Below are 26,981 nucleotides of genomic sequence, written 5' to 3' on the forward strand. Positions count from 1 at the left end.
AGAAAATATTTATTTTATTTCTCCTATGAGCGAATGAAGCATGTTGATACGCTCCGGTTGCAACAAATAACGATGCAAAGGGCGCCCTGTCTCCTGATATATCACCTCCACTTTGAGCACGTCCTGCCCTGTTAAGTACTTTAAATACTTGCTTATCGATACACGGGATATTCCGGTTTTATCGGCTATTTCGGCTGTGGAAAAAGGGCGGTTTTCCCATTCTGCTATCTGCCTTGCAATTCGGGCAAATGTTGGTACGGTAAGCCCTTTCGGAAGGTCGATTGGATTTATATTATGGATGGATTTTTTCAATAGAAAGGCGTCCAAATCTTTCTGTTGTACATCCTGTCCCTCTTTCATCCGTTCAAACTTTTCCCGATATTTGAGTAATGCATCCTTCAATCGTTCGAAATCAAATGGTTTAATTAAATAATCAAACGCTCCATTCCGTAACGCCCTTTGTATTGATGAGCGATCATTTGCAGCCGTTATAACAATAACGTCAACATTTATATCAGCATTCCTTATCTCTACAAGTAAATCAAGTCCATTGTTATTAGCCATATAAATATCCAGCAGGACAAGGTTCACATCATTGTTATTTAAAAAAAGCTGCCCTGCGGAAATATCATGAACCACACCGATTACAGTAAATCCCGTTACTTTTTCAAGGTATATACGATTGAATTTCGCAACCATTGGGTCATCTTCTACAATTAACACGTTAATCATACATTACCACCTTCATATGGAATAATTACATCAAAAACAGTTCCTTCCCCTTTTTCAGAAGATACCTCAAGTGTACCATCCAGTACTTTTAGAGCTTGCATTGTCAGAAATAATCCGTAACCTCGGGTTTTCCCTTTTGTGGAACGTCCCTTTTCAAAAATGGCTTCCTTTTCGGATGGTGTTAAACCGGGTCCATTATCCTGAATCGTAAAATGAAATTGTCCGTTTATATAATTTATTGTAATAAGAACACGTCGATCCGCTTGTTGAGCTACTGCTTCATTCGCATTATCACTCAAATTCCCGATCATTGTTATGATCGCTTCCATCTTTTTTGTATTTTTTAATAACGGTAATTGCCGGTCCCCGTTGAGTTCTACAACTACTCCGTTTTCCCTGAATTGACTCAGCTTATTATGTAAGTATCCTGCCAATACTGGATCCTTCACAAGACGTGAAACCGCACCAATTTCCTTATGATAATTATCGGAAATGTAGCCAATATACTCCTCCAATTCCTTGTAAGATTCCGTGTGGACCATTGCTGACATAACATGCAGCTTATTCATAAATTCATGGGTTTGTGCCCGCAAGGTGTCGGCATAAGTTCTTGTATCTGTTAGCTGTTTTACTAAAGAGGTAAGTTCCGATCTGTCCCGAAACGTGGCAATTATACCTGCTATATGATCATTGACTATAACTGGCTTCGTATTTACAATGATATCAATCCCATTGAGTTTTTGCTCCTGATCGAATTCGATATTTTGATCCAGTAATACTTGTGTTAAATCAGAGGGAGGTAAATAGGCATCCACTTGCTTGCCGATAGGATTTTCCGCAAGGCCTGCCCGGCGGAACAGATCCATAGCGGCATGATTAGCCACGACAATCTCAGCATGTTTATTAATGGCAATAATACCTTCTCTTACTGACGCGAGCATGGCATCCCTTTCCTGTAACAATTGTACAATATCACTTGGTTCAAGCCCATGTAGTATACGTTTTACACGCCTTGCCAAAAGGACAGCTCCAATTGCTCCGGCAACCAGCCCAGCAGCAATCCCAATATAGACGATAATTTGACTGGCAAAAACCGTGTCCTCTACGTTGTTAAGTAATATTCCAACCGCTACCACACCGATTTGTTCACCCTCGTTCCACACTGGGGTAAATGCACGCATGGATTTACCAAGCGTTCCTTCTGCCACAGACGTGTAGCGTTCTCCTTGGAAAGCCCGATCTTCATCATTTCCAACAAAGTATTGTCCGATTCTTTCCTCAACAGGATGCGATCGGCGAATATGTTGATTATCCATAACGACAATGTAATCAACATCCGTATCTTCCTGTACAGCTTTTGTATAGGACTGTATTTCTCCTGAACTATCCAGGTTCACTAACCCGTCGATAACAGACTGGGTCTGACTAACCGCACTAGCAATATTCATCGCCTTTTCTCTCTGGCTTTCCCTGGTTTTCTGTGCTGTTTCATTGCCAATAAGAAAGCCTGTTATCGTTAATGCAATAATTAACACCGAAACTATTAGCAGCATAATCCATGTTTGCAGCCGAATTGGTTTTCGATTCCGAAAAAACTTTCTCATTATTTGATCTCCTCTAAACCGTAAAATCAGGACCCAAATTTCATTTACTTTTACTACTAAGAAGGACTGTGAACAATTACTTTTGCTCACAGTCCTCTGTTATTCCACTAAATCTTCCCCAATAATTTTAACCTCACGTTCCAGTTTCACACCAAATTTCTCTTTTACTGTCTTCTGGATGAAATGGATCAGATCGATATATTGTTTGGCTGATGCATGATCCTTGTTGACAATGAAACCAGCATGCTTCAAGGATACTTGCGCCCCACCAATTTGTTTTCCTTGCAGGTTACTGTCCTGGATGAGTTTGCCGGCGAAGTATCCCGACGGCCTTTTGAATACACTGCCACATGATGGATATTCCAACGGTTGTTTTGATTCGCGTTTAAACGTTAAATCATCCATGACTGCTTTGATTTCGTCATAATTTCCGTTCTGCAACGAAAAGGTTGCTTCCAAAACGATGTAGCCATTGTCAGGAATATTACTTGACCTGTATTCCAAGTCCAATTGATTGGCAGCCAATGTGAGAAGATCTCCATCTCTATTGACAACTACCGCACTTTCCAACACATCTTTGATTTCGCCGCCATATGCCCCGGCGTTCATAAATAAAGCACCACCGACCGATCCAGGGATCCCGCAGGCAAATTCAAGTCCGGTAAGTTTTTTCGCTAAGGCATGGCGAGAAACATCAATGATTCGGGCGCCACTTTGGGCAATGACGGTTGTTCCATCAGAAGTAATTGATGCCAACTTTTGTAAATTTAGTACGATACCACGAATTCCTCCGTCTTTTACAATTAAATTAGATCCGTTTCCGAGCATTGTAAAGGGGATATTATCTTTATTTGCAAGCTTGACGATTTGCTGTACTTGTTCATATGTTTCCGGTGTCACGTAAAAATCAGCTTTCCCGCCTAAACGGGTATACGTATGATTTTTTAAGTGTTCATCAACCATCACATTCTTCATTGTTGTAATTTTCGTCAATTTTTCGTACGTATGATGATCATTCACCACTTAAATCATTCCTTTTTACATTAATCTATAGACCGCGTCCAGCTCCAGCGCCCAGCGGCTAGTGGACTTCCCTCACCTCTGTACGATAAGTCAACATCGGTTCGCTTCCAGCTCACCGTGTTTCCTTTATCTCCTACGGCTCAGTCCAGTCCATACGCCGCTAAACGGGGGCTTCCGCTTTTGTTATATTGTAAGTTATTCCTTTCGTTCTTGCCACAAAAACGAATGGATCAACTTGTCAACCTGTCTATTTTCGTGCAGTTCACTGTGCCCCAAATTGTCATTTTCGATCATGATTTCGGTTAATTGATTCGCTGGGACAATTTCTTTTAATGTATGCACACTTTTCGGCACTGCCACCATATCCCCTGTACTGCCAATGCTAAGCACAGCTAAATGATCCGGAATCGCTTGTCGGTTTGCTCTTAACAGCTGCAATGCAGGGGAATCGGGTTTCAAGTCTGTTGCTGCAGGGTCACGATTAATTTGAAAATAATACTGGCTATAGATCCCATCAAATGGGCTGCCAATCGTAATTAACTTATTGGTCGCAGGATATTCGGCTGGATCCTGATACTCTTCAATATATTTCAAGGAAACCAAACCACCCATCGAATGGCCGATAAGGTTTACCGAATCAATGTGATATGTATTTTTCAAATGACGCATGACCTCGGATAACCATGTGGCACTGTCATCAAAACTTGCCCGGTTATTTTCAAAAATGACCTGGATGAATATTGGTTCCCTACTCCCTTTGTTTAAAGGATACATTTTTACATCCCCATGGCGGGTAACATAATAAATTAGTGCCTTATTTCCCCAATTGTTTCGTTCAAACCGATTCAACATGCCACCGAAGGAATTGGTCGTTCCTTTATACCCATGGACAAAAACGTTTATCGGTGTAATAGAATGCTGTGAACTTGCATGCCTTGGCATATATGTAATGATTGTGGCTGTCACGATAAGAATACCAATTGCTGTAAGCTGCAAAATACGTTTCTTCTTCAATTGTCTTGCCTCTCCTGCCTAAAAAACAGCTTTCACACCCGGAAATTCCCCGCTGACAGGTACATTCACATGTTGCCAACCGAGTGCTTCTGCTTTTTTAATGTTTTTTGCTTTAAAATAAACCAAGTAAAATACGCGGCTATTAGTAGTAATAATACTTTAATCGCGAATAATGGAATTACAAAAATAACGGTGTACCCCATGGAAATCCATAGCAGTGAGACACCGATTACTTTTGCCCTTAATGGAATGCCTTTTCCCGCCCGGTAATTTTCAATATACGGCCCAAAATATTTATTGTTTAAAAGCCATTGATATAATTTTCTTGAGCTGCGGACATAGCAAGCTGCCGCCAGCAAAAGAAATGGCGTTGTTGGTAAAAGCGGCAAAACAATCCCCAATAGTCCGAGTACGAGAGAAATTGTCCCGCAAATGATCAGGAGTCCCTTCTTTACCTGCTCCATAATTAACATCAGCTATAAGAGGTTGTTCAAAAAGTCATCAAATGATTAAGTAGCGAATTTTGAACACACACTACAATTATTCTTTCCCTTATTCTTTATTGTATCATCTTGCCTTGTTTTTTTCCGTACTGTATGGCGAACTTTTTATGACAATTTTAATGGGGATAGTCCCTCGATTGGATGCTGCTTTGCTTTTCCTTTTTCAAATGTTGTAATATAACGAAATCCAAGTGTTTGAAGCAGTGCCAACGCATCGTTAAATTGAAAAGCAATTGTCCTTGAAGTGTGTGAGTCGGATCCAAGTGTGATGATTTCGCCGCCAAGCTCCTTATACACTTTTAAAATATCGGCACTCGGCATACCGCTCTCTAACCCATACCGAACGCCAGATGTATTCAACTCAATCCCTTTACCTTCTGGAATAATGACCTTAAAAATTTCCGCTATTACCTCCCTGAAGCCTTTCGTTGCCCTTTCCCTTGTATACCGTTTTACCAAATCAAGGTGTCCCAAAACCTGGTACTGTTTATAATGCTTTACACAATAAAGCAGCTCATTGTAATAGGCAGTGTACGCTTCATCAACTGACTTATCGGTAAAAAATTCACCAGAATGCAGATCCTGTTTATTGGTGGTGTGCATCGAGCAGATAACAAAGTCAAATGTTTCACTTGCCGTTAATTGGGAATACCGGCTCAGGAGATGTGGCTGGACACCAATTTCAACTCCCTTTTTAATCGTTATTTGCTTAGCATACTTCTCTTGTAATTTGGTTAGCTTACGATTATATTGCGCCAAATCTAAATCAAATATAATGGAACGATCTGGATAGTCATAATCAATGTGATCGGTAAAACAAATTTCTTTAAGTCCTATTTCGATTGCCTTTTTGATGCTCTCTTCCATTGGTGTATCACAGTCTGCCGAAAATGTACTGTGAACGTGATAGTCAAACATCGGAAAATTCCTCCCTTTTGCTATTGGTAAAGATAGTATAAAAATTGGGCGTTATTTTTTCCATTTTCAGCGCCAGCCACGTCCAGCTCCAGCGCCCAGCGGCTAGTGTGCAACACCCGCCTCCGTACGATAAGTCAACATCGGCTCGCTTCCAGCTCACCGTGTTTCCTTTATCTCCTACGGTTCAGTCCAGCACATACGCCGCTGAACGGGCGCTTCCACTTTTGTACTTGACTTTCATACTATTAATTATTAGAATACTATATAACTTTAATTAAATAAAGCAATAGAGTGATAAAGTTATAGAATAGGAGATCTTTTATGCTGCAGGACGTTTTTCACACTAGCAATACACTTAGTCTTGATGATTACCAGAAAAAAGAATATCTCTTGGCAAAAATGAAGGATCGCTTTGCTACTTATGGCTACAGGCAAATTCAAACACCGGCATTTGAGCCATACGACTTGTACCAAACCAATACTGGCATGATTCATCCAGAAAAGATGGTAAAGGTCATTGATCCAGCCGGGAAAGTATTCGTGCTCAGGCCGGACGTCACGATACCAATTACAAGAAGGGCTGCGGCAGGAAACCAATTGGATTGGGATGATGAGCGACTCTTTTACATCTCTACCGTCTTTCGCAACGCAAGTTTTGATCAGGGCGAACAGATGCAGGCTGGCATAGAAAATTTCGGGTTAAAAACTGACGAATTAGACGCAGAAGTGATTGCTTTAGCGATTCATACATTACAGGATCTGGGCTTTGAACAGTTTAAGCTTGAGATTGGTCATGCCGGATTTTTTAAGGAACTGTTAAAGCAAATAGAACTTTCCAAGCAAGAAATTGAACAGCTTCAGGCAATTATTCAGGCCAAGAATGTCTCCGAAATAGAAGCATTCCTGGAAAACCTGCCGATTCAACCGGAAAGTAAAAAATCCTTACTGCAAATTCCATTATTGTATGGGGATCCAGAAAAGGTTATCAAACATGCGGAATCCGTTGCGCTAAACAACCAGATGCAAGAGAAAGTTACAGATCTTCACAGCTTGCTGGAAGGGCTAAAATTATACGATGCGGAACAATTTATTTCTTTTGATTTAGGGTTGATTAACCACATGAATTATTATTCCGACATTATATTCCAAGGGTTTGTTGAAAATTACGGAAAGCCCGTATTGATGGGAGGCAGATACGATCAATTAGCCGAACAGTTCGAGAGGGCCCTTCCTGCGATTGGGTTTGCCTTTGATATTGCTGCGGTATTACAGGTGATGAGCCAGCAATCCCTCTTTCCGGTTATGGATCCGGCGGTGGATATTCAAATCCTTTATACAGAGTCAAAGCGAAGGGAAGCACTATCTAGCGGGCAAGTACTGCGGAATCAAGGTGTGCGTGTACGTATCGATCCAATTGGTGGAGAAGCAAACAATCAAACTGCTGCCAATGTTATCTATTACAAGGAATCACAAAATCTTATCGCTAACGAAAAGACTTCTCGTGCTTTTTTCAGTCAAGCAGAATTATTAGACCTGTTTAAGGAGGGATTTTGACTTGAGTTATCTTACGTTGGCCATGGCAAAGGGACGAACCGCTGACCAAACAATCAAGCTCCTGGAGACAGCGGAAATTCACTTTCCTGCCTTTAACAAGAAATCCAGGAAACTAATTTTTTATGATGAAACAGATAGTTTTAAATTAGTATATGTGAAAGCAATCGACGTGCCGACATATGTTGAAAAAGGTGCTGCCGATATCGGGATTGTCGGCAAAGATAATATTGCCGAAGCGCAGGCTGATGTATACGAAATGATGGATCTCCGGTTTGGAACGTGTCAATTTGTCCTTGCTGGTTTGCCTAATACCGCAGTAGACAGCGGGAAAAAGCTTACAGTTGCTTCCAAATATCCAGCCGTTACAAAGGCATATTTTCAAAAAAAAGGCATCCCGATGGAAACAATTAAATTAAATGGTTCCGTTGAATTGGCACCACTCATCGGGCTCTCCGACGTCATTGTTGATATTGTAGAAACCGGAACAACTTTAAGGGAAAACGGATTAAAGGTAATCGATACGATAGAAGCAATCAGTACAAGATTAATCGTTAATAAGGCCAGTTTTGCCACGAAATCAGAGCGTATCCACTTGTTTTTGGAGAAACTGAATCGAGTATTGGAGGTACGTATGTAAATGCAAATACTAACTCAAGCGAGCTACCTCACTGCGCTGGAAAATCGGTCGGGAGTTTTTCAAGACGCAACACTTGATCAAAATGTACTGGAGATTATTTCTCAAGTTAGAAATCAAGGTGATAAGGCACTTTTCCGCTATACCGAGCAATTTGATCAAGTAAAACTGGATAGCCTTGTCGTAACGGAAGCCGAAATAAATGAGGCACGACAACAAGTGAGCAATGGATTTATCCAGGCACTAAAACAAGCAAAGGAAAATATCAGCAGGTTCCATAAAGCCCAAGTTGAACAGTCCTGGTTCATCAACGACGAGAACGGAAATATGCTGGGACAGAAGATCACACCACTTGAAAAGGTTGGCGTTTATGTTCCTGGCGGTAAAGCGGCATATCCCTCAACGGTCTTAATGAATGTACTTCCGGCAAAATTGGCAGGGGTTAGCTCCATCGCGGTCGTAACGCCACCACAATCCGATGGAACGGTGAACCCGTATGTTTTAGCTGCGGCATATGAGGCAGGGGTTGATCATATTTACAAAGTTGGTGGTGCCCAAGCAATTGCTGCCCTTGCATATGGTACATCCACAATTGAAAAGGTAGCGAAAATCGTTGGCCCCGGAAATGCCTATGTCGCCCGAGCGAAAAAATGGGTGTTTGGCGATGTCGCGATTGATATGATCGCTGGACCTAGTGAAATTTGTATTATTGCTGATGAAACGGCTAACCCACGTTACGCTGCAGCAGATTTGTTATCCCAGGCTGAGCACGATGAGCGGGCAAAAGCGGTTTGTATAACGACAAGTAAACAACTCGCTGAAGCTATCCAGGTGGAAATCGAGAAACAGCTAGCTTCACTTGAGCGAAACACAATAATCAAAAAATCATTAAGCGATCATGGAAAAATCATTATAGCAGATAGTTTAGAGGAAGCATTTGCCCTGGCAAATACAATCGCTCCGGAGCATTTACAGCTTATGGTTAAAAACCCGGCAGAAAACGTGCATTTTGTCAAGAATGCTGGTGCAATTTTTCTTGGGCCATATTCACCTGAGCCTTTAGGAGATTATTTTGCCGGACCGAATCACACGCTCCCAACAAACGGATCAGCAATTTTTTCATCTCCACTCGGTGTTTATGACTTTGTTAAAAAATCGAGCATTATTCATTATACAAAATCCTCCCTGCTGCAAGCTTCCGAACAAATTGTGACGTTGGCTGAAGCAGAAGGATTAACGGCACACGCAAATGCAATTAACGTAAGAAAGGATGCTAACGATGCGTAACAGTACGATTCAGCGGATGACAGCAGAAACAGCGATTAACATGGACTTTACCATTGACGGAACTGGAACCGCCAAGATCCAATCAGGCGTAGGATTTCTTGATCATATGCTGATATTGACGACGAAGCATGGATTATTCGATATGGAACTTACATGTACAGGTGATTTAGAAGTTGACCAGCATCATACGGTTGAAGATATTGGAATCGTACTTGGGCAGGCATTTGAGGAAGCAATTGGGAAGAAGCAAGGAATTAACCGCTATGCGACAGTCACCATCCCAATGGATGAGGCATTATCAACACTCGCGCTGGATATTAGTGGCCGTCCCCATCTCGTTTATCGAGTTAATGGGCTAAAGGATAAAATTGGGGATTTTGATACAGAGCTTGTCGAGGAATTTTTCCAAGGGTTCGTCAACCATGCAAAAGTAACATTGCATATTAATCTTGCATATGGCAGCAATAGCCATCATATCGTCGAATCCATTTTCAAAGGATTTGGACGTGTACTTGATGAAGCAACGAGGGAGAATCCGCGTATTAAAGGCGTTCCTTCGACTAAGGGATCGTTGTAATCCGGAGGTCAGATATCAGAGGCCAGAGGTCAGAATTGATCGGCCCCCACTTGAGAGGAAGATAGAGAAATGATTGCGATTATCGATTATGGTGCGGGGAATATTAAGAGCCTTCAATCTGCATTAACAAAACTGGATATAGCGTCTTGTTTAACTACTGATGAGCAAACGATCAGAGCGAGTAAAGCTATTATTCTGCCAGGGGTTGGGGCATTTAAAGATGCGATGGATGCACTTGATGAGCTTGGATTAGCAGCGCTATTACGGAAGGAAGCAGCTGTCGGAAAACCAATCCTTGGCATCTGTCTGGGCATGCAGTTACTGTATGACGAGAGTTTTGAAGATGGTGACTGGGAAGGGTTAGGGATTCTAAAAGGATCGGTAAACCGAATTACGGGTAATGTGAAGGTGCCGCATATGGGCTGGAACACTTTATCACACCACCGCACCCATCCAATCTTAATGGATATTGCTGAACAGTCATACGTTTATTTCGTTCACTCCTACTATATTGATGGAAACCTTGCGGATGAACTATTAAGCAGCTGTGACTATGGCGTAAAAATCCCGGCGATTGTACAAAAAGACAACATATACGGGATACAGTTCCATCCGGAAAGAAGCGGTGCAACAGGACTTAACCTACTAAAAAACTTCGGGGAGTTGATCACGTGATACTGTTTCCAGCAATTGATATACGGAACGGAAAATGTGTACGTTTAGTGCAAGGTGACTATAGCAAAGAAAATGTATATAGTGATTCCCCGGTGGATATCGCCATTCAGTGGGAAAAGCAGGGTGCCGAATACCTGCATATTGTCGATCTTGACGGTGCAAAAACAGGCGATTCCCCTAATAAAGAAATGATCCAAACCATTGCCGAGAATAGCCCCATTCCCGTTCAAGTTGGCGGCGGGATCCGTTCACTGGCGAACATCGAAGCATATATTTCGGCTGGTGCCCGTCGGGTGATCATTGGAACTGCAGCCATCACCGATAAAGAATTTTTACAAAAAGCGGTCGATCAGTATGGAGATCAAATCGCGGTTTCCATTGATGCCAGAGGCGGATTGGTAGCAACAAACGGATGGATGGAAACAAGTAACGTAAAAGCAATGGAGCTTGCGGGAGACCTGGAGCAAATTGGTGTGAAAACAATTATTTATACCGACATTATAAAAGACGGCATGCTTGGGGGACCAAACTTCGCTGAACTGCAAGCAATAAATGAAGCAACCTCCATTAAGGTTATTGCGTCAGGTGGAATAGCAAGCATTCAGGATATTGATAAATTGGCGGCATTAGATCTTTATGGAGCGATTATTGGCAAGGCATTATACGACGGTACCTTATCTTTGCCATCATTAATGGAGGCTAGTAACGATGCTCGCTAAACGAATTATTCCGTGTCTGGATGTTGATAAAGGCAGAGTCGTCAAAGGGAAGAAATTTAAGCAAATTCGTGATGTAGCAGATCCAGTTGAACTTGCTAAACACTATAGTTCTGATGGTGCCGATGAACTTGTTTTTTATGATATTACAGCATCAAATGAGGACCGGAATATTTTTGTAGCTATTGTCGAACGGGTTGCGACAGAAATTAATATTCCGTTTACCGTTGGCGGGGGACTAAGATCGGTTGCTGATATTAATCGTGTTCTTCGGGCAGGTGCTGATAAAGTATCCCTAAACAGTGCGGCGCTCAAAAACCCATCGCTTATAACAGAGGCGGCAGCTAAGTTTGGCAGTCAATGCATTGTTTTATCGATCGATGCGAAACGTACATCATCTGGCTGGTCCGTTTTTATGAACGGCGGCAGAGTCGACATGCAAATCGATGCAATCGCATGGGCAAAACGTGGCGCAGAGCTTGGGGCTGGTGAAATCGTTGTAAATGCGATGGATGTCGATGGTGTCAAAAACGGGTTTAACGTGGCATTAACAAAGCAGGTAGCCGATGCGGTAACGATTCCAGTTGTCGCAAGTGGTGGTGCCGGTGAAAAAGCACACTTTGCGGAAATCTTAAACGAGGGGCAAGCTGATGCTGCACTCGCCGCCTCTGTCTTTCATTACAGTGAAATATCGATACCTGATTTGAAAAATTATTTAGCTGCGAACGGCATAACAATGAGGAGGGAACCATCGTGGACGAAATAATGGAACGAGTAACATTTGATGAATCTGGTCTAGTTCCCGCGATCATTCAGGATATTGACACGGGAAAGGTCCTTACGCTTGCATATATGAATGAAACAGCTTTACAAAAAACGATTGAGACAAGAGAGACTTGGCTTTTCAGCCGCAGCAGACAAGAACTTTGGAATAAAGGGGAAACATCCGGAAACAAACAAATGGTTAAACGTTTGTCCTATGATTGCGACGGGGACGCTATATTAGTACAAGTACAGCCGCTTGGACCAGCCTGTCATACGGGAAGTGAGTCCTGTTTTTACAAGCAGCTGTACCAAGAAGATAATGGTGCAGATTTTACTATACTTAATCAGCTTGTCAACACAATAAAATCAAGGCGTGATAACCCCGTTGATGGATCTTACACAACCTATTTATTTAACGAAGGGATTGATAAAGTACTTAAAAAGGTTGGGGAAGAAACAAGTGAAGTCATTATTGGGGCGAAAAATGCTGATAATGCGGAACTGATCTGGGAAATTTCCGACCTCATTTATCACACGCTCATATTAATGCAAATCCGCAATGTGACGCTTTCGGACATTAGAAAGGAACTTTATCAACGTCATATGCAAAAAGAAGGGATCCGTAGTGAGTGAACTCTGGAGCAAAATGGCATTAAGAGCTGACCCGTATGTACCGGGTGAACAAATGGATGGGAAAGGGATTATAAAATTGAATACGAACGAAAATCCCTATCCTCCTTCACCACATGTAGCGGAGGCCATTACCCAGGAATTGGACCGGAAACTAAATCTATATCCCTCCCCTACTGCAGATTCATTACGGGAAACAATTGCTGCCCATCATCAGCTGGTTTCAGAAAATATATTTGTCGGCAATGGTTCTGACGAGGTACTGGCATTCGCTTTTATGGCTTTTTTTGATCCAGGAAAAGCCATACGCTTTCCCGCGATTACGTACAGTTTTTACCCTGTGTATGCCCGGTTATTCGATATTCCTTATGAAACAGTTCCACTGGACCGGGATTTTTCCATTACAACAAGTTCCTTCTTTCAATCAGATGGAGGTGTCATTTTTCCTAATCCAAATGCACCTACAGGCATTTATTTAGAGCTTGAGCATGTAGCGGATATTGCTAAGAATAACGCAGGCAGGGTTGCGATCATTGATGAAGCTTATATTGATTTTGCCGGGGAATCCGCGGTCTCGCTTATCAATACGTATGACAATTTACTCGTTGTGCAAACCATGTCCAAATCACGATCCCTTGCTGGGCTTAGAATCGGCTATGCATTAGGGAACGCAAAACTTATCGAGGCATTAACACGGATTAAAAATTCCTTTAATTCGTACACATTGGATCGTTTGGCGATTGTTGGTGCAGAGGCAGCAATCAGAGATCAGCAGTATTTTGTACAACAGGTGGAGCGAATCGTCCAAACTCGTGAATGGGTTACAAAACGGCTGAAGCAAAATGGGTTTACCGTCCTCCCTTCCCAGGCTAATTTTATCTTTGCCAGCCACTATAAACTGTCGGCAAAACTACTGTATGAAAAACTAAAGCGGAATGGTGTGCTTGTTCGTTACTTTGACAAACCGGAAATTGACAATTATTTGCGCATTACAATTGGAACAGATACAGCTATGACTGTCTTTTTTGAAAAACTGGGGGCAGTGATAGCGGAACTTGTGAAGGATGGCGTACACGCCCGAGTCTGATGACACGGACTGGCTGCTCTCGCGTTGATATTCCGGCTCCGGGGTTGATGTCTCAGCTTTCAGGTGGATATTTATAAACAATTTACCCCCTCCAAATCTGGAGAGGGCTTCCATTTAAATCATATTCTTAATTTCAGCGTCTTTTTTGAGTTCATTTATTTTTGCTTGCAGTTTTTCATTTTCTTTTTGTTTCGTCAGCTCATCTTTAATTTGTTCCTTAACTTTTTTCAATTCCGGGATATCTTTACTTTGTTCTTTTAGCTCATCATAATAAGACTTGATTTCCTTATCTGTAACATCGGTTCCGGTGATCTCCTTGTTAATATACTCATCTACAGTCAGTTCGAACGCTAGCTGATCCTTGTAAGCTTGTTCGCTAAGCTGATATTGTTCGAGTACCGCCGCAAACTGATCCTCATTTTCTGCTTTGATTTTTTCAAATTCACTTTGTACCTTTTCGCCTGAAATGTCTATTCCTTGCTTTTTAGCATCCTGTTTTAACAATTCCTGCTGAACAAGTACATTAATTGCTTGTTCTTTTAACTTGTCTTTGTCACTAACATCCTCGCCGAATTGATTCATTGCCACTTTGGTTTGGGCATAAATATTATTGTATTGATCACCTTTTATTTTGGTATCATTCACTTGCACGACAACATCATCTTTATTAACCTTTTCATCGTCGGAAATCTTAACATCCTTGTCTTGAGCCTGCTTTGCCTGTTGTTCCGTTTTATTTTGATCGCCACTTTTCTTTCCTGCATCGGAACTGGAACCAGAGTCAGAATTATTTCCACAGGCGGCCAACATCGTTACTATACTTAGTGCTACTACTAGCATGACTAATTTTTTCATCGGACTCTTCCCTCATTTCATTTATTGTCTTCCCATTCAAACATATATGCCATACAAATAGCAAGTCAAGCTTTTGTAGCTACCCCTCGGGAAGACGATCATGGCAGGCATTGACGTGTTAACTTAACAATTTCATGACACACCAGCCTATTTTTTGCCACAATTATGGGGACAGTCCCCCATCGCAACAACACGTTAGCGTGGCGGGGACTGTCCCCAAAAATTAATCTAAACTATCTTGAACTTCTTTAATCATTTCTTGTACGGATACAAGTCCGCCACCGGAGAGATACCAGAATTCTGGGTTGAGATACGTAATATCGTCATTTTTATAGGCTTTGGTATCCTTCATCAGTTTATTTTCTACAATTTTCTTCGCGGCCGGTTCATCACCTATAGCAGCACTTCGGTCCACGACATATAATAAATCCGGGTCCTGTTCTTTTACATACTCAAAGGAAACGTTCTGTCCGTGTGTAGAAGCTTCAATGTCTTCATCAGATGCTGGAACACCGAACACATCATGAATGAGACCGAATCTCGAATCTGGACCATAGGCACTTATTTTATCATCATTTGCTAAAATGATCAGCCCTTTTTTATCCACTTCTTCCGCTTTTTTCTTTAACGAAGCAATGGAATCATCAATTTTGGTAAGTTCTTGGTCAACTTCATCTTTTTTATCAAATATTTTACCGACTGTTTCCATGTTCTCTTTGAACGAATCCATATAACGGGTGGTATCTACACCAAGATAAATCGTCGGTGCTATTTCCTGCAATTGATCATACACATCGGATTGGCGTCCAGAGATAATTATTAAATCCGGATCAACTTCAGCAATTTTTTCAAAGTCCGGTTCTTTTAAACTACCTACATTTTCATAATCATCACTATCATATTTCTCCAAATAGGATGGGATGCTCCCTTGTGGAACCGCGGCAACCTGAATACCAAGTTCATCTAATGTGTCTAAGATGCCATAGTCAAACACAACTACTTTCTTCGGATTTTTCTCTACTTTTGTTTCACCAAGTTCATGCTTAACCGTGATGGTAGAATCTTTGCTATCTCCAGACTTATCTTCTGTTTTGTCTGCTGAATCTTTTGAGCCGCAAGCTGTAATCATGACAGCTAGAAAACCAACTATTAAAATTAGTGCAAATTTCTTCATATGAATAAACTCCTTTTTTATATTTTTTATTTTACATAGCTAACGCTGCATGAAGTGAAAGAAATATATAGTAATATGTTCTGCGTATTGAGCGCTCAATACGCAAATTTCATTCAAATGTATTGCAATAAAGCATATTCATTTACCAAATGAAGAAAACAAGGTAAGATGAATGGTAGTCGGGTTCCTTTATATTGGTTTGGGGCATGGCCGTACCGCTTCCATATAAGGGGACTTTTTTTACTTCCATTCTCCATGCAGCACTAGCCACTAAAAATAAACACAAATGCGCTGGTTATCAATTTCTTTAATATCAATGTCCATATCGTAAATGTCTTTTAATACACACTTGTCAATGACATCACAAGTTGGACCTTGTTTGACAATCTTTCCGTCTTTTAGTGCCACAATATTATCGGAATAGCAAGAAGCAAAATTGATGTCATGAATCACAATCATAATGGTCTTGCCCATTTCATTGACAAGTCGGCGTAATGTTTTCATGATCGATACAGAATGACGCATATCCAGATTATTTAGTGGTTCGTCAAGCAAAATGTATTCCGTATCCTGCGCAATAACCATGGCAATATGTGCACGTTGACGCTGCCCACCACTGAGCTCATCTAAAAATTTATCCTGCATATCACGGAGTTCCATATAATCGATGGCTTCCTCGACTTTTTCCCAATCCTCTTTATTCAATTTACCTTGCGAATAAGGGAAGCGGCCAAAGGACACTAATTCCTTTACCGTTAGCTTCAGATTGATAGCATTCGACTGCTTCAGAATGGAAATCTTCTTCGCCAATTCTTTATTTTTTGCTTGCAAGATATCTTGCCCATCAATCGTTATTTCACCATCATCTTTTGCGATCAGACGACTAATCATTGAAATCAACGTACTTTTCCCAGCACCATTGGGGCCAATAAATGATGTAATGGTTCCCTTTTCGATTTTGAGAGACACATCATCTACTACCTTTTTTTGGTTATACTTTTTAAATACATGTTTGATATCTACCATGATTTATTCTCCTTTAACAAAAGATATATGAAATACACACCGCCAACAAAATTGATAACGACACTGACGGTTGTTTGAAATGCAAAAACCTTCTCTATCATAAATTGCCCGCCAATTAAGGCAATGATACTAATTAGCATCGATCCGATAATGATATAAAAGTGCCGGAACGTTTTTAAAAACTCATACGCCAGGTTGACAACAAGCAATCCTAAGAATGTAATCGGTCCGACTAATGCGGTTGAAATCGAGATTAACACGGCGACAATGATCAATAAGCGTTTGACCACGTAATCATAAGGAACACCTAGATTAATTGCATCATCTTTCCCTAGTGCCAGTACGTCCAAATACTTATAAAAACGCATGAAATACAATGTAATTAACACTATCATTCCAATCGACAGATAAACAAGATCGGTATTGACATTATTAATACTGGCAAACATTTTATCCTGCGCAACCATGAATTCATTCGGATCGATTAGCACCTGCATAAATGAGGTAAAACTGCCAAAAAAGGTACCTAAAATCATACCAACCAGTAACAGGAAGTAAACATTATTCTTTTCTCCCCGAAACAACAGGCGGTAAAGAACTAAAGCAAACAGAACCATAATACCGAGCGAGAATACGTAATTTAGTTTACTGCTCATCATCACTAATGACCGTGAACCAAATAGAAAGATCATAACCGTTTGGATCAATAAATAAAGAGAATCCAGTCCAAGGACACTTGGTGTCAGAATCCGATTATTGGTAATGGTCATAAAGATCGTTGTGGAGTATGCAATCGCCCCTCCTGTCAGGATAATAGCAACAACCTTGATGATTCTTCTCGGCAGGATGTACCCAATATTGCCACTTAGGTCGTAGAACACAAATAAGAGTGTAAGTAACGTTGCGATAACGGCTAGAATAATTGTCTTTTTTTTATAATCCATATTTCTTTCTCCTTAATAATAGATAGATAAATATTCCGCTACCTATCACCCCAACGGTTAAGCTAATTGGAATTTCATAAGGATAAATAATAATTCTGCCGATGATATCGCACATTAATACGAATATAGCACCTAACAATGCGGTATGTAACAAACTTTTCTTCAAGTGGTCCCCCTGATAAATGGTAACGATATTAGGGATGATTAAGCCCAAGAACGGGATCATGCCAACCGATAACACAACGGATGCCGTTATCAGGGCCACAATGATTAGTCCAAGGTTCACCACCTGCCGATAATTTAAACCCAAGTTTTTGGAAAAGTCCTCCCCCATTCCTGCAATGGTAAATTTATTGGCATAAAAAGCTGCTAACAACAGAATAGGAATACTTACAAACATCAATTCGTAATTCCCACTCATGATCATCGAAAAATCGCCTTGCATCCAGGATGACATGTTTTGAATCAGATCATTTTGATAAGCGAAAAAGGTAGATACTGAGCTAATAATATTTCCAAACATTAAACCAATTAATGGAATGAATATGGCATCTTTAAACTTAACCTTTTCTAAAATCTTCATGAAAATAAGTGTGCCAAGCAGCGCAAAGGCAAACGATACAAGCATCTTCTCCAAAGGACTTGCGGATGTAAACACCATCATAGAAACCAGAATTCCTAATCTTGCGGAATCAAGGGTACCTGCAGTGGAAGGTGATACAAACTTATTTTTACTTAGCTGCTGCATAATCAGACCACATATACTCATACTCATCCCTGCAATTAAGATACTTAATAGCCGGGGAATCCTGCTGACGAACAAAATCTTTTTCTGATCTTCTGTTAAGCTGAACAAGTCAAGTGGAGAAACGTCGGAAACCCCAACAAAAACAGAAGTAACAGAAAGAATAATGACTGCTATAACTAAATACCGTATCTTCATATAATGACCTCGACTCGAAAAACTCATGCCAACCACAAACATGGCTATTTAGAATAATTATTACCTTCTAATCAATCTAATTAAGAATGATATTCATTATCAATTAGATTCTACAAAAGATTATAGCAGATTAAATAACTTGGTTCAATGGTTTTTATGTAATAAATATCACATTTTTGTGTCGGTTTTGAGAACTGTTTTTCCTAAGAATAAAAAACTAACCCTGTTAGAGTTAGTTTTTAAGACATCCAGTTAATCCTCAATTTCACAGCAGCCATCATCTGTACAATACGTTGTCTTAGATTTTTTCGGAGTTAGTGACTGTAAGGCAGGCTTTTCACTTTCCTCTTCCCAGACCTTAGCCAATACCTCGGTAAAAACCTCTGTCGGCTGAGCACCGGACACAGCATATTTTTCATTAAAAACAAAAAACGGAACACCTTGAACGCCAATTTGCTTTGCTTCTTCCTCATCTGCACGTACCTTTGCTAAATAATTATCTGATTGAAGCAATGTATGGATAGCATCAGGATCCAACTCAACATCACCGGCAAGTTCTATTAATGTTTGCGGATCGCCGATATGCTTAGAGTCCGTAAAATATGCCTTTAGCAAACGTTCCGTCATCTCATTTCCTTTATCTTTTTCCTCAGCGTATTTAGCGACCCGATGAGCATCAAGCGTGTTCGTGTGCTGCATCGTATCAAAATTATATACAAGCCCAAGTTCAGCTGCTTGCTTTGCCATATTATCATTCATGCTTTTTGCTTTTTCTACCGTTGAGCCAAATTTTTTAGCCATTAATTCATGGATTGTTTTACCGGGGTTTTTTTCCGCATTTGGATCGAGTTCGTAGCTTTTATATTCAATCGTTACAGCATCTTTGTGCGAAAATTTTTCTAAAGCTTTTTCCAACCTGCGCTTCCCCATATAGCAAAAAGGGCACACAAAATCGGACCATATTTCGATTTTCATGTTGAAACACCTCATTTCACTAGTTATTGTAGCACAGGAAAACTTTTTTTGAATACTGTTGTGCTTACAAATAACCAGAGAAATACCATTTAATGCAAATTCCCATCCGTATAGCGGCCATAATCCGGAACGGCAATCTGTTCAAAATTTTCTACAAGGTTTTGCAAGCCTTTTGTTAGAGATTCACCTTCCATATAATGTCCATGACCTGTAACCGCCAATTCCGGTTTTAGATCAGCAAGTTTTTTTACCGATTCCCATGCGGCATACCAATCGGTTGTCAAATATCTTGGCGGTCCATTAACCTCCTCCGTCTGCATTAACACCTTATAAAATGAATCCTGTCTTACCGTAATGAAAGCATCTCCAGCTAGGAGTGTCCGATCGCTTTCTCTGAAAAAGGAGACATGGCCTGGTGCGTGTCCTGGTGTATGGATCCATTTCCAATCCGTTAATCCAGGTACAGAATGATCGTTCGGCAAGGCTTTTACAGCATCTCCCAGATTAATCGGTTCATTTGGATAAATCGGTGATATTTTAGCCAAAAACCCTCCTTCAACTGTCGCGTCTGGTTCCGGATAGCTTTTTTCACCGGTTAGATAAGGAAGCTCAAGCTTGTGCGCATAAACAGGGACTTCCCATTCCTGCATCAAATCAACCAATCCGCCAACATGATCAAAATGTCCATGAGTCAAGATTATTGCTGCTGGTTTACTGTCTTTGCCGAACCGCTCACGTACAACAGCACGAATTTCCGTTGCAGCTCTTGGTAAACCTGCGTCAACAAGAACCCACTCCTCTTCTTCCGGCAAGCCAATAAAACTGATATTGACAATTTGATCGGTATAATAGTAAACATCGTTACGGACTTCTTCGCCAACTCCGCTCGTTATTGATGTCATCGGGATAAATTTGTCATCCTCACTTTTACGTTTCTCGTTATCCATTTTACCACCTCCATTTTCTGCTAGTATTTGAACTAAAATTGGAAAATATACGCAGCACTGATTAAAGTTTGCACCTTATCGTCCAGGCTGGAGGCGGAAAAAAGACAGACAAAACCTGAATGTACAAATCCTATCTGCCTGCCTTCTAACTATTTAATAGGAATAGGTTGCTTGTACAGAGCCGTCCTGCTTGTGCACAATCAGTGCTGTTCCTTTATTTTGGGCGATTTCTCTCGCACGGTTTACTGCTTCATCTTTTGTTGCAAAAACAGCACTTGGTTTTTTGGCTTTACTGGATGTAACCGCCCAACCGTCTTCATGAGCAACAACATGCTCCCCTTCATTTAAACGTTCCGGATTATTTTCGTAACGTTTTCCTTCTTTAGATCTTTCCGTCGGCTTCCCCGTTTTTTCATAAGCTTTTATTTCTTCTTTATCCGCATTTTGATACCATTCTTTTGCCTGCTGTGTGGCAATGGGAATTGCCCGTCCCTCTTCATACCCTTCATCAACCATTGAATTCGCTATATCAATAGCTTTTTTACGGACAACCTTATCGAGATTTTTCATTGATGAAGGATAGTCATTTAATGTCCAGGGCATATTATCCCCTCCTTTGTTTTCTGGTACAATTCCCTTTCTGAAAGGTATAAAACTATATTCATTAAAAAAAGCTAAAACCGAAATAGGCTTTAGCTTTCCTCATCAAGCAATGACCGTCCCATAATACTTACCCGATTTGTATTTTTCAATTCGGTAATTGATTTCACACCAATCCCGAACATTACCATTTTCATTTCAAATTCAATTTGTTCCATCGCTTGCATGACTTTTTCTGCGGACTCTGTTGCCGCTTGTAGTAATTGTCTGGCAAACCCGATCATATCTGCGCCAATTGTCATTGCTTTGGCAGCATCAACACCTGTTTTCATTCCGCCGCTGGCAACGATCGGCACCTCCGGCAGTTTACTCTTTATCGAAACGATACAATCTTTAGTAGGGTTACCCCAGCTGTTAAACGCCTCCGCGGCGGCTTTTCGCAATGAATCCTTGGAACGAAGCTTTTCCACTTGACTCCATGATGTTCCGCCAGCACCAGCAACATCTATGTAAGAGACCCCTGCCTCATACAATTTCTCTGCTACTGTCCCATCAATACCAAAACCAACCTCCTTAACACCTACAGGAACGGGTAAGGCTTTACATACTTCTTTTATTTTCGGCAAAAGATCTTTAAAATTCAGATCTCCCTCATCTTGAACAACTTCCTGCAAGCTATTCAAATGTAAATAAAGCGAATCCGCTTCCGTCAAGTCAACCAATCGCTGGCATTCTTTTGCACCGTACCCATAATTCAGTTGCACCGCACCTATATTTGCAATTAGCGGAACGGATCGTGCATGCTGGCGAATTAAAAAGGATTCTTTATGTGCATCACTCTCAAGCAGTGCCCTTGTAGAACCGAGCCCGATCGCCCAGCCTCTTTCCTCGGCAGCAATGGCTAAATTCGTATTAATTTTTTCCGCAAGCTCCGAGCCACCAGTCATGGAGCTCACTAGAAACGGTGCTTTTACCGCTTTATTTAAAAAAGTGGAATCCAGCTTAATATCGGCAAAGTTAATTTCCGGCAATGCATTATGTATAAACGAAATTCCTTCTAATCCCGTCGTTTTATTAACACCTTCCACGTTTTCCGTTAAGCATAGGCGAATGTGTTCAGTTTTCCGTTTGTTAATTCCTGTATCCATGATAGCTTAGGCCTCCAATATTACTTCTACCCTAAGTTTACTTGTTTCCATGCTGTTTTGAAAGGGAAATGAACCTTGCGTGTTTATGCCTTTTCCGGGAATACCACAAAATCAATGACCAAAACAAACGTCCATAGCTTGATTGTTTACAATAATGGCCGGTTCGTGCATAATTCTCGATAAATAGAATAAAAGTTCTGGCAAACCCGCTCCACGTTAGGCAACGTGAATGATGGCTAAAGTCAAACCATTCAGAAAGTAATTCGTCATCTCGTGAAGCTAGTTATAGAAGGATAAAGAAACTCGCAGCTTGCCAAAGATCATTTCAATAAGGAACTTAAATTGAAAGGCTTTCGGGTTGTACTTTATACTCTCCTGCACCCCAGTATAAAAAATGCAGGATACAACAAAAATATCTTTGGAATCTTCGTGTAAAGGATAGTTAGTAAGAAACAAAAAAGATAAAGGAGGAACCCTTTTGAAGCAACGGGCAAAGGCGTTTGCTGAGAAGGCACATTATGGGCAAACAAGAAAGAGTTCTAATGTCCCTTACATTACTCACCCAATCCGTGTTGCCGAGCGTTTGGAGCTGGCAGGCTTTTCCGAAGCCTTGGTTTGTGCCGGCTATCTGCATGATGTGGTTGAAGACACACTATATGAGATTGAGGATATAGAAGAAACGTTTGGGGCTAAAGTTGCACAGCTTGTCGCGGCGCATACAGAGGACAAATCAAAACCGTGGCAGGAACGAAAACAGCATACTATTGATACGGTCCGAGATGCTTGTAAAGAGGTAAAATATCTAATTGTAGCCGACAAATTGGACAATTTGCTTGGACTGGAACAGGATCTCGCGCGACTAGGCGATGCGGTATGGCAGCATTTCAATGCAGGCTTTGACAAACAAAAGTGGTATAACCAGTCGATAGCAGCGAATATGTATGTTGGGCTAAAAGCTAATGAAATTCCGAATTACTTCAGTGAATTTGAGGAAGCCGTGGCACGCGTTTTCGGCTGATATTCCTGTTTTCTTTTCGGGTTAATGTTCTCGTTCTCGCGTTGATGTAAAACACCTTCCCCAGCAGGCGGGGAAGGTGTTTACTACCTAAATTTATACTTATTTTTCAATTCCTTAGATACTTGCTTCCATTTATTCTTTTCCTCTAACCGTGCTTTTTGATCCTGTTTTCTTTTTTCATAAGCAAGTTCCCTTTGCAGCTTCAAATAACTTTGAAATCGCTCCACAGTTAATTCACCTGATGCTAATGCTTCCTGGACACGGCACCCAGGCTCTGTATCGTGCTGACAATCGGTGAATCGGCATTCCAGCACCAATGCCTCAATATCCTGAAACGTTGTATCAATAGCCGAATCCCCATCCCACAATTGCAGCTCGCGCATTCCAGGGGTATCGATTAATAATGCACCGTTTGGCATGATAAACATTTCACGATGAGTTGTTGTATGACGTCCTTTACTGTCTGCCTCACGGATATCCTTGGTTTCCTGTACTTCCTCACCAAGTAATTTATTCACTAAGGTAGATTTACCAACACCTGATGATCCAAGTAATGCAACTGTTTTCTGTGCTGGCAAATATTTCAGAAGTTCCTCCATGCCCTCTCCCGTTATGCTGCTGATTGCGACAATTGGTACTCCGATCGCCACTTCTTCCACTTGAGCAATGATCCGCATAACATCTTCTGGCGTAGATTCATCCAGTTTCGTAAGCACGACAACTGGAGAAGCACCACTTTCATACGTTGCCAAAATATAACGTTCCATTCTGCGGACGTTTAAATCATGATTAAGCGAATTCACAATAAAAACCAGATCCATATTTGCAGCAACAATTTGTCCTTCCGTTTTTAATCCAGCAGCTTGCCTGATAAACTGACTTTTCCGAGGCAAAACACGATGAATTACCGCTTTTTGTTCGTCCGCTAATTTCTGTACCTCTGCCCAATCGCCCACAGCAGGGAAATCAAGTGCAGTGGTCGCCTGATTCAAAAATTTCCCACTTAAATGGGCAAAATATTCTACTTCTCCGTCAGAAATTCGATAGCTATTTTTTTGCACAGTAATAACCCGTGCCAATTTGTCATTTTCTGCATCCCGAATGGAATCGTCCCATCCGAGTTTTTCTAATGCTTTGTTCAACTACATTTTCCTCCTCGAATGTTGGAGGAAAAGCCTGTTAAAATACCGACCGTTCCTCCACTTTGTTACGTGTGTTTTGGTTTATAAAAAAATGATTATATACAGTCATAAAACACCACTCCTTTCAAAATGGATAAACAAGATAGTATAAGTTTACTATATCCTGTTACGGTTTGCCATCCCTATTATATGAATTTTTCCAAACTTTTGTATAACCGTATGCTCTATCTTACCAAGACTAAACGTAAATTTTACCTCCCTAAAACAACACCTATATGTTAGAATATTTAGCAATACACGAGGCGTAGAACTAATGAAGGTTAATCAAAAGACGTTATCTATAAAAAAAGATACGGAGGTAGAACATGATAAAATATCCGTTTTTAGAAAATGGGGCAACGATTGGAGTCACTGCACCTTCTTCTGGTGTACCTGCCGAGCTGCATGGATTGTTGAAAACTGCATGTGAACGCATGAAAATGAACGGCTTTCATGTCATATGTGGAGATACTGTTTGGAATCAAGACAAGGCGAGATCTGCATCCGCCGAAAAGCGTGCTGAAGAGTTTAATGCAATGATGCTTGACGATAATATTCATATCATCATTCCTCCTTGGGGTGGAGAACTGCTGATTGAAATGCTTGAGTATCTTGACTTTGATAACATACAAAACAAATGGATATTAGGCTACTCAGATACTAGCCTATTGCTGCTGGCTACAACATTAAAAACAGGAATCGCAACTGCTCATGGAACGAATTTAATAGATTTAAGAGGGGAGTATTCGGATGACACGACTAAGATGTGGCAATCCGTTTTATCAACAAAAAAGGGTGAATCGATCCTTCAACAATCGTCATTCAAATATCAAAAAGAATGGGAATTTGATAAACCTACTCCATGTATTTTCAATTTGACAGAAGAAACCGAGTGGAAATCAACATCAAATAGTAAAGTTGCGATAAAAGGGCGGTTACTTGGAGGATGTATTGATACGATAAGACATTTGATTGGTACCCCATTTGGTGAGATCCAGAACTTTAAAGAAAATTATATTAAAGGTGAATCCATAATATGGTTTTTCGAAAATTGCGGGTTATCTACAACTGATTTGCGCAGGTCTCTCGTGCAAATGAAATTAGCTGGTTGGTTTGAAAGATGTTCAGGTATTGTGTTTGGCAGAAGCCCAGCTAATTACCCTGTTAGCAATTATACAGCTGAAGATGTTTATAAAGAGCTTTCCGAAGAACTTCAAATGCCTATTATATATGACATTGATTGTGGTCACGTTCCACCGCAAATAACCTTAATTAACGGAGCGTATGCTGAGGTAGAATCAAATAGTGGTAAAGGAAAAATTTTACAAAAATTTATATAAGCTATTTTGTATATCCTATATTTTGACCAGTTTGCTTATTAAAAAACGCTTGGGTTTGAATTATAAAACCCAGGCGTTTTAATACGTTAAAAACATTTTATCTTATACAGGCTATCGGTTATGGAACTATTCAATTCCATGCACATCTTTCTACCGATTATTCATTTCACTCGGGACCGCATTATGGCGAAGATTTCGATCCAAACCAGCAATCTTCTCCATATCTGCTTCACTTAATTCAAAGTCAAATACGTTGAAATTCTCTTCCATACGAGAAGGTGTTACTGTTTTCGGAATAACAACGACATCTGACTGAAGATGCCAGCGGAGAATAACTTGGGCAGGTGTTTTGCCATATTGATCAGCAATTTCCTTGATCACACCGTCTTGTAAAACATCTGTCCCATTCATTAACGGGCTGTATGCTTCTACTCGGATACCGTGCTTCCTGCAGAACTCCTTTAATTCCTTTTGTTGTAAATACGGATGGCATTCTACCTGGTTAACGGCTGGGACTACATCACATTCGTCCATTATCCGCTGCAGGTGCCCGATATCAAAATTACAAACGCCGATTGCTTTTGTACGCCCATCTTTATACAACTTTTCTAATGCCTTATATGTTTCTACATATTCATCATACTTTGGTGTTGGCCAATGAATTAAATATAGGTCCACAAAATCGAGGCCAAGTTTCTCCAAACTTTCATCAAATGCTTTTAGCGTATTATCATAGCCTTGATCACTATTCCACACTTTTGTTGTAATAAATAAATCTTCCCGTGAAACGGTACTATTTGCCAGTGCTTGTCCGACACCACGTTCATTTCCATATATTTTCGCAGTGTCAATCAAACGGTAGCCTGCTTCTAACGCATTTTCAACTGCAGATGCTGCTTCTTCATTTGGAACCTTCCACACACCATAGCCTAGTTGTGGCATACGGAGATCGTTGTTTAGGGTAATGTATTGCATGGACTCACTTCCTTTTTTTTGGTATTGATTTTAGTTTATCATAAGATGTCAATATATTTTAATGAAGCGATTTTCTATTTTATATTTCATTCTAATTGTAAAATCGAAATCAACCCACTCCGCATTTAAAAAGGAT

General features: G+C 40.6%; 28 protein-coding genes. 11 read left to right on the forward strand and 17 right to left on the reverse strand.

Annotated features, from left to right (window positions below):
• Positions 1–9: 9 nt before the first annotated feature.
• The 6 genes from CZ382_RS10025 to CZ382_RS10050 all read right to left on the reverse strand — a co-directional run bounded on the left by CZ382_RS10025 (position 10) and on the right by CZ382_RS10050 (position 5,794).
• Positions 10–732 carry a response regulator gene (locus tag CZ382_RS10025; protein WP_088051119.1) on the reverse strand — a complete coding sequence of 241 codons (723 nt, stop codon included), beginning with the start codon at positions 730–732 and terminating at the stop codon, positions 10–12.
• Entirely contained in the window at positions 729–2,336 is a 1,608-nt protein-coding gene (gene dcuS / locus CZ382_RS10030) for a DcuS/MalK family sensor histidine kinase (protein WP_088051120.1), read from the reverse strand. The genes CZ382_RS10025 and dcuS overlap by 4 nt, the downstream gene beginning before the upstream one ends.
• Before the next feature lie 99 nt (positions 2,337–2,435).
• A complete protein-coding gene (murB, locus tag CZ382_RS10035) occupies positions 2,436–3,311 on the reverse strand; it encodes a UDP-N-acetylmuramate dehydrogenase (RefSeq protein WP_407701320.1) in 876 nt (291 codons plus the stop codon).
• 243 nt (positions 3,312–3,554) lie between these two features.
• A complete protein-coding gene (locus CZ382_RS10040; protein ID WP_230856004.1) occupies positions 3,555–4,373 on the reverse strand; it encodes an alpha/beta fold hydrolase in 819 nt (272 codons plus the stop codon).
• Positions 4,374–4,438: 65 nt separating this feature from the next.
• Positions 4,439–4,837 (reverse strand): YbaN family protein, encoded by a 399-nt coding sequence (locus CZ382_RS10045; protein WP_088051122.1) that lies wholly within the window; start codon positions 4,835–4,837, stop codon positions 4,439–4,441.
• A gap of 144 nt (positions 4,838–4,981) precedes the next feature.
• Positions 4,982–5,794 carry a histidinol-phosphatase HisJ family protein gene (locus CZ382_RS10050; RefSeq protein WP_088051123.1) on the reverse strand — a complete coding sequence of 271 codons (813 nt, stop codon included), beginning with the start codon at positions 5,792–5,794 and terminating at the stop codon, positions 4,982–4,984.
• A 321-nt stretch (positions 5,795–6,115) separates the two neighbouring features.
• On the opposite strand from CZ382_RS10050, the gene hisZ reads away from it, so the two are divergent.
• From hisZ to hisC, 9 genes are all read left to right on the forward strand, one after another.
• Entirely contained in the window at positions 6,116–7,348 is a 1,233-nt protein-coding gene (gene hisZ, locus CZ382_RS10055; protein ID WP_088051124.1) for an ATP phosphoribosyltransferase regulatory subunit, read from the forward strand.
• Position 7,349: 1 nt separating this feature from the next.
• Complete coding sequence (gene hisG / locus CZ382_RS10060) at positions 7,350–7,985, forward strand: ATP phosphoribosyltransferase (RefSeq protein WP_088051125.1); 636 nt, start codon at positions 7,350–7,352, stop codon at positions 7,983–7,985.
• Positions 7,986–9,269 (forward strand): histidinol dehydrogenase, encoded by a 1,284-nt coding sequence (hisD, locus tag CZ382_RS10065; protein WP_088051126.1) that lies wholly within the window; start codon positions 7,986–7,988, stop codon positions 9,267–9,269.
• Positions 9,262–9,846 carry an imidazoleglycerol-phosphate dehydratase HisB gene (gene hisB / locus CZ382_RS10070; protein ID WP_088051127.1) on the forward strand — a complete coding sequence of 195 codons (585 nt, stop codon included), beginning with the start codon at positions 9,262–9,264 and terminating at the stop codon, positions 9,844–9,846. The genes hisD and hisB overlap by 8 nt, the downstream gene beginning before the upstream one ends.
• Before the next feature lie 69 nt (positions 9,847–9,915).
• Entirely contained in the window at positions 9,916–10,521 is a 606-nt protein-coding gene (gene hisH, locus CZ382_RS10075) for an imidazole glycerol phosphate synthase subunit HisH (protein WP_088051128.1), read from the forward strand.
• A complete protein-coding gene (gene hisA / locus CZ382_RS10080) occupies positions 10,518–11,240 on the forward strand; it encodes a 1-(5-phosphoribosyl)-5-[(5-phosphoribosylamino)methylideneamino]imidazole-4-carboxamide isomerase (protein ID WP_088051129.1) in 723 nt (240 codons plus the stop codon). The genes hisH and hisA overlap by 4 nt, the downstream gene beginning before the upstream one ends.
• Entirely contained in the window at positions 11,230–12,003 is a 774-nt protein-coding gene (gene hisF, locus CZ382_RS10085) for an imidazole glycerol phosphate synthase subunit HisF (protein WP_088051130.1), read from the forward strand. The genes hisA and hisF overlap by 11 nt, the downstream gene beginning before the upstream one ends.
• Positions 12,003–12,635, forward strand: coding sequence for a bifunctional phosphoribosyl-AMP cyclohydrolase/phosphoribosyl-ATP diphosphatase HisIE (gene hisIE / locus CZ382_RS10090; protein WP_250889619.1), 633 nt, complete (start codon positions 12,003–12,005; stop codon positions 12,633–12,635). The genes hisF and hisIE overlap by 1 nt, the downstream gene beginning before the upstream one ends.
• Positions 12,628–13,719, forward strand: coding sequence for a histidinol-phosphate transaminase (hisC, locus tag CZ382_RS10095; RefSeq protein WP_088051132.1), 1,092 nt, complete (start codon positions 12,628–12,630; stop codon positions 13,717–13,719). Before hisIE ends, hisC begins: the two co-directional genes overlap by 8 nt.
• Positions 13,720–13,833: 114 nt before the next feature.
• Here the strand turns inward: hisC and CZ382_RS10100 are convergent, their stop codons facing one another.
• The 9 genes from CZ382_RS10100 to fni form a co-directional block, all read right to left on the reverse strand.
• Complete coding sequence (locus CZ382_RS10100; RefSeq protein ID WP_088051133.1) at positions 13,834–14,574, reverse strand: SurA N-terminal domain-containing protein; 741 nt, start codon at positions 14,572–14,574, stop codon at positions 13,834–13,836.
• Positions 14,575–14,797: 223 nt separating this feature from the next.
• On the reverse strand, positions 14,798–15,748 hold the full coding sequence (locus CZ382_RS10105; protein WP_088051134.1) for a siderophore ABC transporter substrate-binding protein: 951 nt from the start codon (positions 15,746–15,748) through the stop codon (positions 14,798–14,800).
• 270 nt (positions 15,749–16,018) lie between these two features.
• Positions 16,019–16,774 (reverse strand): iron ABC transporter ATP-binding protein, encoded by a 756-nt coding sequence (locus tag CZ382_RS10110; RefSeq protein ID WP_088051135.1) that lies wholly within the window; start codon positions 16,772–16,774, stop codon positions 16,019–16,021.
• The gene (locus CZ382_RS10115; RefSeq protein WP_088051136.1) at positions 16,768–17,718 is read right to left on the reverse strand and encodes an iron chelate uptake ABC transporter family permease subunit; all 951 of its coding nucleotides are present in this window, start codon (positions 17,716–17,718) and stop codon (positions 16,768–16,770) included. The genes CZ382_RS10110 and CZ382_RS10115 overlap by 7 nt, the downstream gene beginning before the upstream one ends.
• Entirely contained in the window at positions 17,708–18,661 is a 954-nt protein-coding gene (locus CZ382_RS10120) for an ABC transporter permease (protein ID WP_088051137.1), read from the reverse strand. Before CZ382_RS10120 ends, CZ382_RS10115 begins: the two co-directional genes overlap by 11 nt.
• A gap of 252 nt (positions 18,662–18,913) precedes the next feature.
• Entirely contained in the window at positions 18,914–19,636 is a 723-nt protein-coding gene (locus tag CZ382_RS10125) for a DsbA family oxidoreductase (protein ID WP_088051138.1), read from the reverse strand.
• Between the two features lie 89 nt (positions 19,637–19,725).
• Positions 19,726–20,583: an MBL fold metallo-hydrolase gene (locus CZ382_RS10130; protein WP_088051139.1), complete on the reverse strand. Its 858-nt coding sequence runs from the start codon at positions 20,581–20,583 to the stop codon at positions 19,726–19,728.
• A 153-nt stretch (positions 20,584–20,736) separates the two neighbouring features.
• The gene (locus CZ382_RS10135) at positions 20,737–21,186 is read right to left on the reverse strand and encodes a DUF2188 domain-containing protein (RefSeq protein WP_088051140.1); all 450 of its coding nucleotides are present in this window, start codon (positions 21,184–21,186) and stop codon (positions 20,737–20,739) included.
• Between the two features lie 89 nt (positions 21,187–21,275).
• Positions 21,276–22,331, reverse strand: a complete 1,056-nt coding sequence (gene fni / locus CZ382_RS10140; protein WP_088051141.1) for a type 2 isopentenyl-diphosphate Delta-isomerase — start codon at positions 22,329–22,331, stop codon at positions 21,276–21,278.
• A 478-nt stretch (positions 22,332–22,809) separates the two neighbouring features.
• Here fni and CZ382_RS10145 point away from each other — a divergent pair, with 478 nt between their 5' ends.
• On the forward strand, positions 22,810–23,349 hold the full coding sequence (locus tag CZ382_RS10145; RefSeq protein WP_088051142.1) for an HD domain-containing protein: 540 nt from the start codon (positions 22,810–22,812) through the stop codon (positions 23,347–23,349).
• Between the two features lie 83 nt (positions 23,350–23,432).
• Here the strand turns inward: CZ382_RS10145 and rsgA are convergent, their stop codons facing one another.
• Complete coding sequence (gene rsgA / locus CZ382_RS10150; RefSeq protein ID WP_088051143.1) at positions 23,433–24,491, reverse strand: ribosome small subunit-dependent GTPase A; 1,059 nt, start codon at positions 24,489–24,491, stop codon at positions 23,433–23,435.
• A gap of 365 nt (positions 24,492–24,856) precedes the next feature.
• Between rsgA and CZ382_RS10155 the strand changes: the two genes are divergently transcribed.
• Positions 24,857–25,870 (forward strand): S66 family peptidase, encoded by a 1,014-nt coding sequence (locus CZ382_RS10155; RefSeq protein ID WP_088051144.1) that lies wholly within the window; start codon positions 24,857–24,859, stop codon positions 25,868–25,870.
• A 150-nt stretch (positions 25,871–26,020) separates the two neighbouring features.
• On the opposite strand, the gene CZ382_RS10160 is transcribed toward CZ382_RS10155, so the two are convergent.
• A complete protein-coding gene (locus CZ382_RS10160; protein WP_088051145.1) occupies positions 26,021–26,845 on the reverse strand; it encodes an aldo/keto reductase in 825 nt (274 codons plus the stop codon).
• Positions 26,846–26,981: the final 136 nt, after the last annotated feature.

This window comes from Virgibacillus dakarensis, from assembly GCF_900155625.1.
Classification (GTDB): Bacteria; Bacillota; Bacilli; order Bacillales; family Amphibacillaceae; genus Lentibacillus_C; species Lentibacillus_C populi.

Excerpts from the sequence above, each read along its gene's own strand:
- CZ382_RS10135 (WP_088051140.1), bottom strand. The coding sequence starts at position 21,186 with ATGCCCTGGACATTAAATGACTATCCTTCATCAATGAAAAATCTCGAT.
- hisH (WP_088051128.1), top strand. The coding sequence starts at position 9,916 with ATGATTGCGATTATCGATTATGGTGCGGGGAATATTAAGAGCCTTCAA.
- CZ382_RS10100 (WP_088051133.1), bottom strand. The coding sequence starts at position 14,574 with ATGAAAAAATTAGTCATGCTAGTAGTAGCACTAAGTATAGTAACGATG.
- CZ382_RS10025 (WP_088051119.1), bottom strand. The coding sequence starts at position 732 with ATGATTAACGTGTTAATTGTAGAAGATGACCCAATGGTTGCGAAATTC.
- CZ382_RS10160 (WP_088051145.1), bottom strand. The coding sequence starts at position 26,845 with ATGCAATACATTACCCTAAACAACGATCTCCGTATGCCACAACTAGGC.
- CZ382_RS10155 (WP_088051144.1), top strand. The coding sequence starts at position 24,857 with ATGATAAAATATCCGTTTTTAGAAAATGGGGCAACGATTGGAGTCACT.
- CZ382_RS10110 (WP_088051135.1), bottom strand. The coding sequence starts at position 16,774 with ATGGTAGATATCAAACATGTATTTAAAAAGTATAACCAAAAAAAGGTA.
- CZ382_RS10125 (WP_088051138.1), bottom strand. The coding sequence starts at position 19,636 with ATGAAAATCGAAATATGGTCCGATTTTGTGTGCCCTTTTTGCTATATG.
- hisIE (WP_250889619.1), top strand. The coding sequence starts at position 12,003 with ATGGAACGAGTAACATTTGATGAATCTGGTCTAGTTCCCGCGATCATT.
- hisB (WP_088051127.1), top strand. The coding sequence starts at position 9,262 with ATGCGTAACAGTACGATTCAGCGGATGACAGCAGAAACAGCGATTAAC.
- CZ382_RS10120 (WP_088051137.1), bottom strand. The coding sequence starts at position 18,661 with ATGAAGATACGGTATTTAGTTATAGCAGTCATTATTCTTTCTGTTACT.
- CZ382_RS10130 (WP_088051139.1), bottom strand. The coding sequence starts at position 20,583 with ATGGATAACGAGAAACGTAAAAGTGAGGATGACAAATTTATCCCGATG.
- CZ382_RS10045 (WP_088051122.1), bottom strand. The coding sequence starts at position 4,837 with ATGGAGCAGGTAAAGAAGGGACTCCTGATCATTTGCGGGACAATTTCT.
- murB (WP_407701320.1), bottom strand. The coding sequence starts at position 3,311 with ATGAAGAATGTGATGGTTGATGAACACTTAAAAAATCATACGTATACC.
- dcuS (WP_088051120.1), bottom strand. The coding sequence starts at position 2,336 with ATGAGAAAGTTTTTTCGGAATCGAAAACCAATTCGGCTGCAAACATGG.
- CZ382_RS10115 (WP_088051136.1), bottom strand. The coding sequence starts at position 17,718 with ATGGATTATAAAAAAAAGACAATTATTCTAGCCGTTATCGCAACGTTA.
- CZ382_RS10105 (WP_088051134.1), bottom strand. The coding sequence starts at position 15,748 with ATGAAGAAATTTGCACTAATTTTAATAGTTGGTTTTCTAGCTGTCATG.
- hisZ (WP_088051124.1), top strand. The coding sequence starts at position 6,116 with ATGCTGCAGGACGTTTTTCACACTAGCAATACACTTAGTCTTGATGAT.
- hisD (WP_088051126.1), top strand. The coding sequence starts at position 7,986 with ATGCAAATACTAACTCAAGCGAGCTACCTCACTGCGCTGGAAAATCGG.
- CZ382_RS10050 (WP_088051123.1), bottom strand. The coding sequence starts at position 5,794 with ATGTTTGACTATCACGTTCACAGTACATTTTCGGCAGACTGTGATACA.
- fni (WP_088051141.1), bottom strand. The coding sequence starts at position 22,331 with ATGGATACAGGAATTAACAAACGGAAAACTGAACACATTCGCCTATGC.
- hisF (WP_088051130.1), top strand. The coding sequence starts at position 11,230 with ATGCTCGCTAAACGAATTATTCCGTGTCTGGATGTTGATAAAGGCAGA.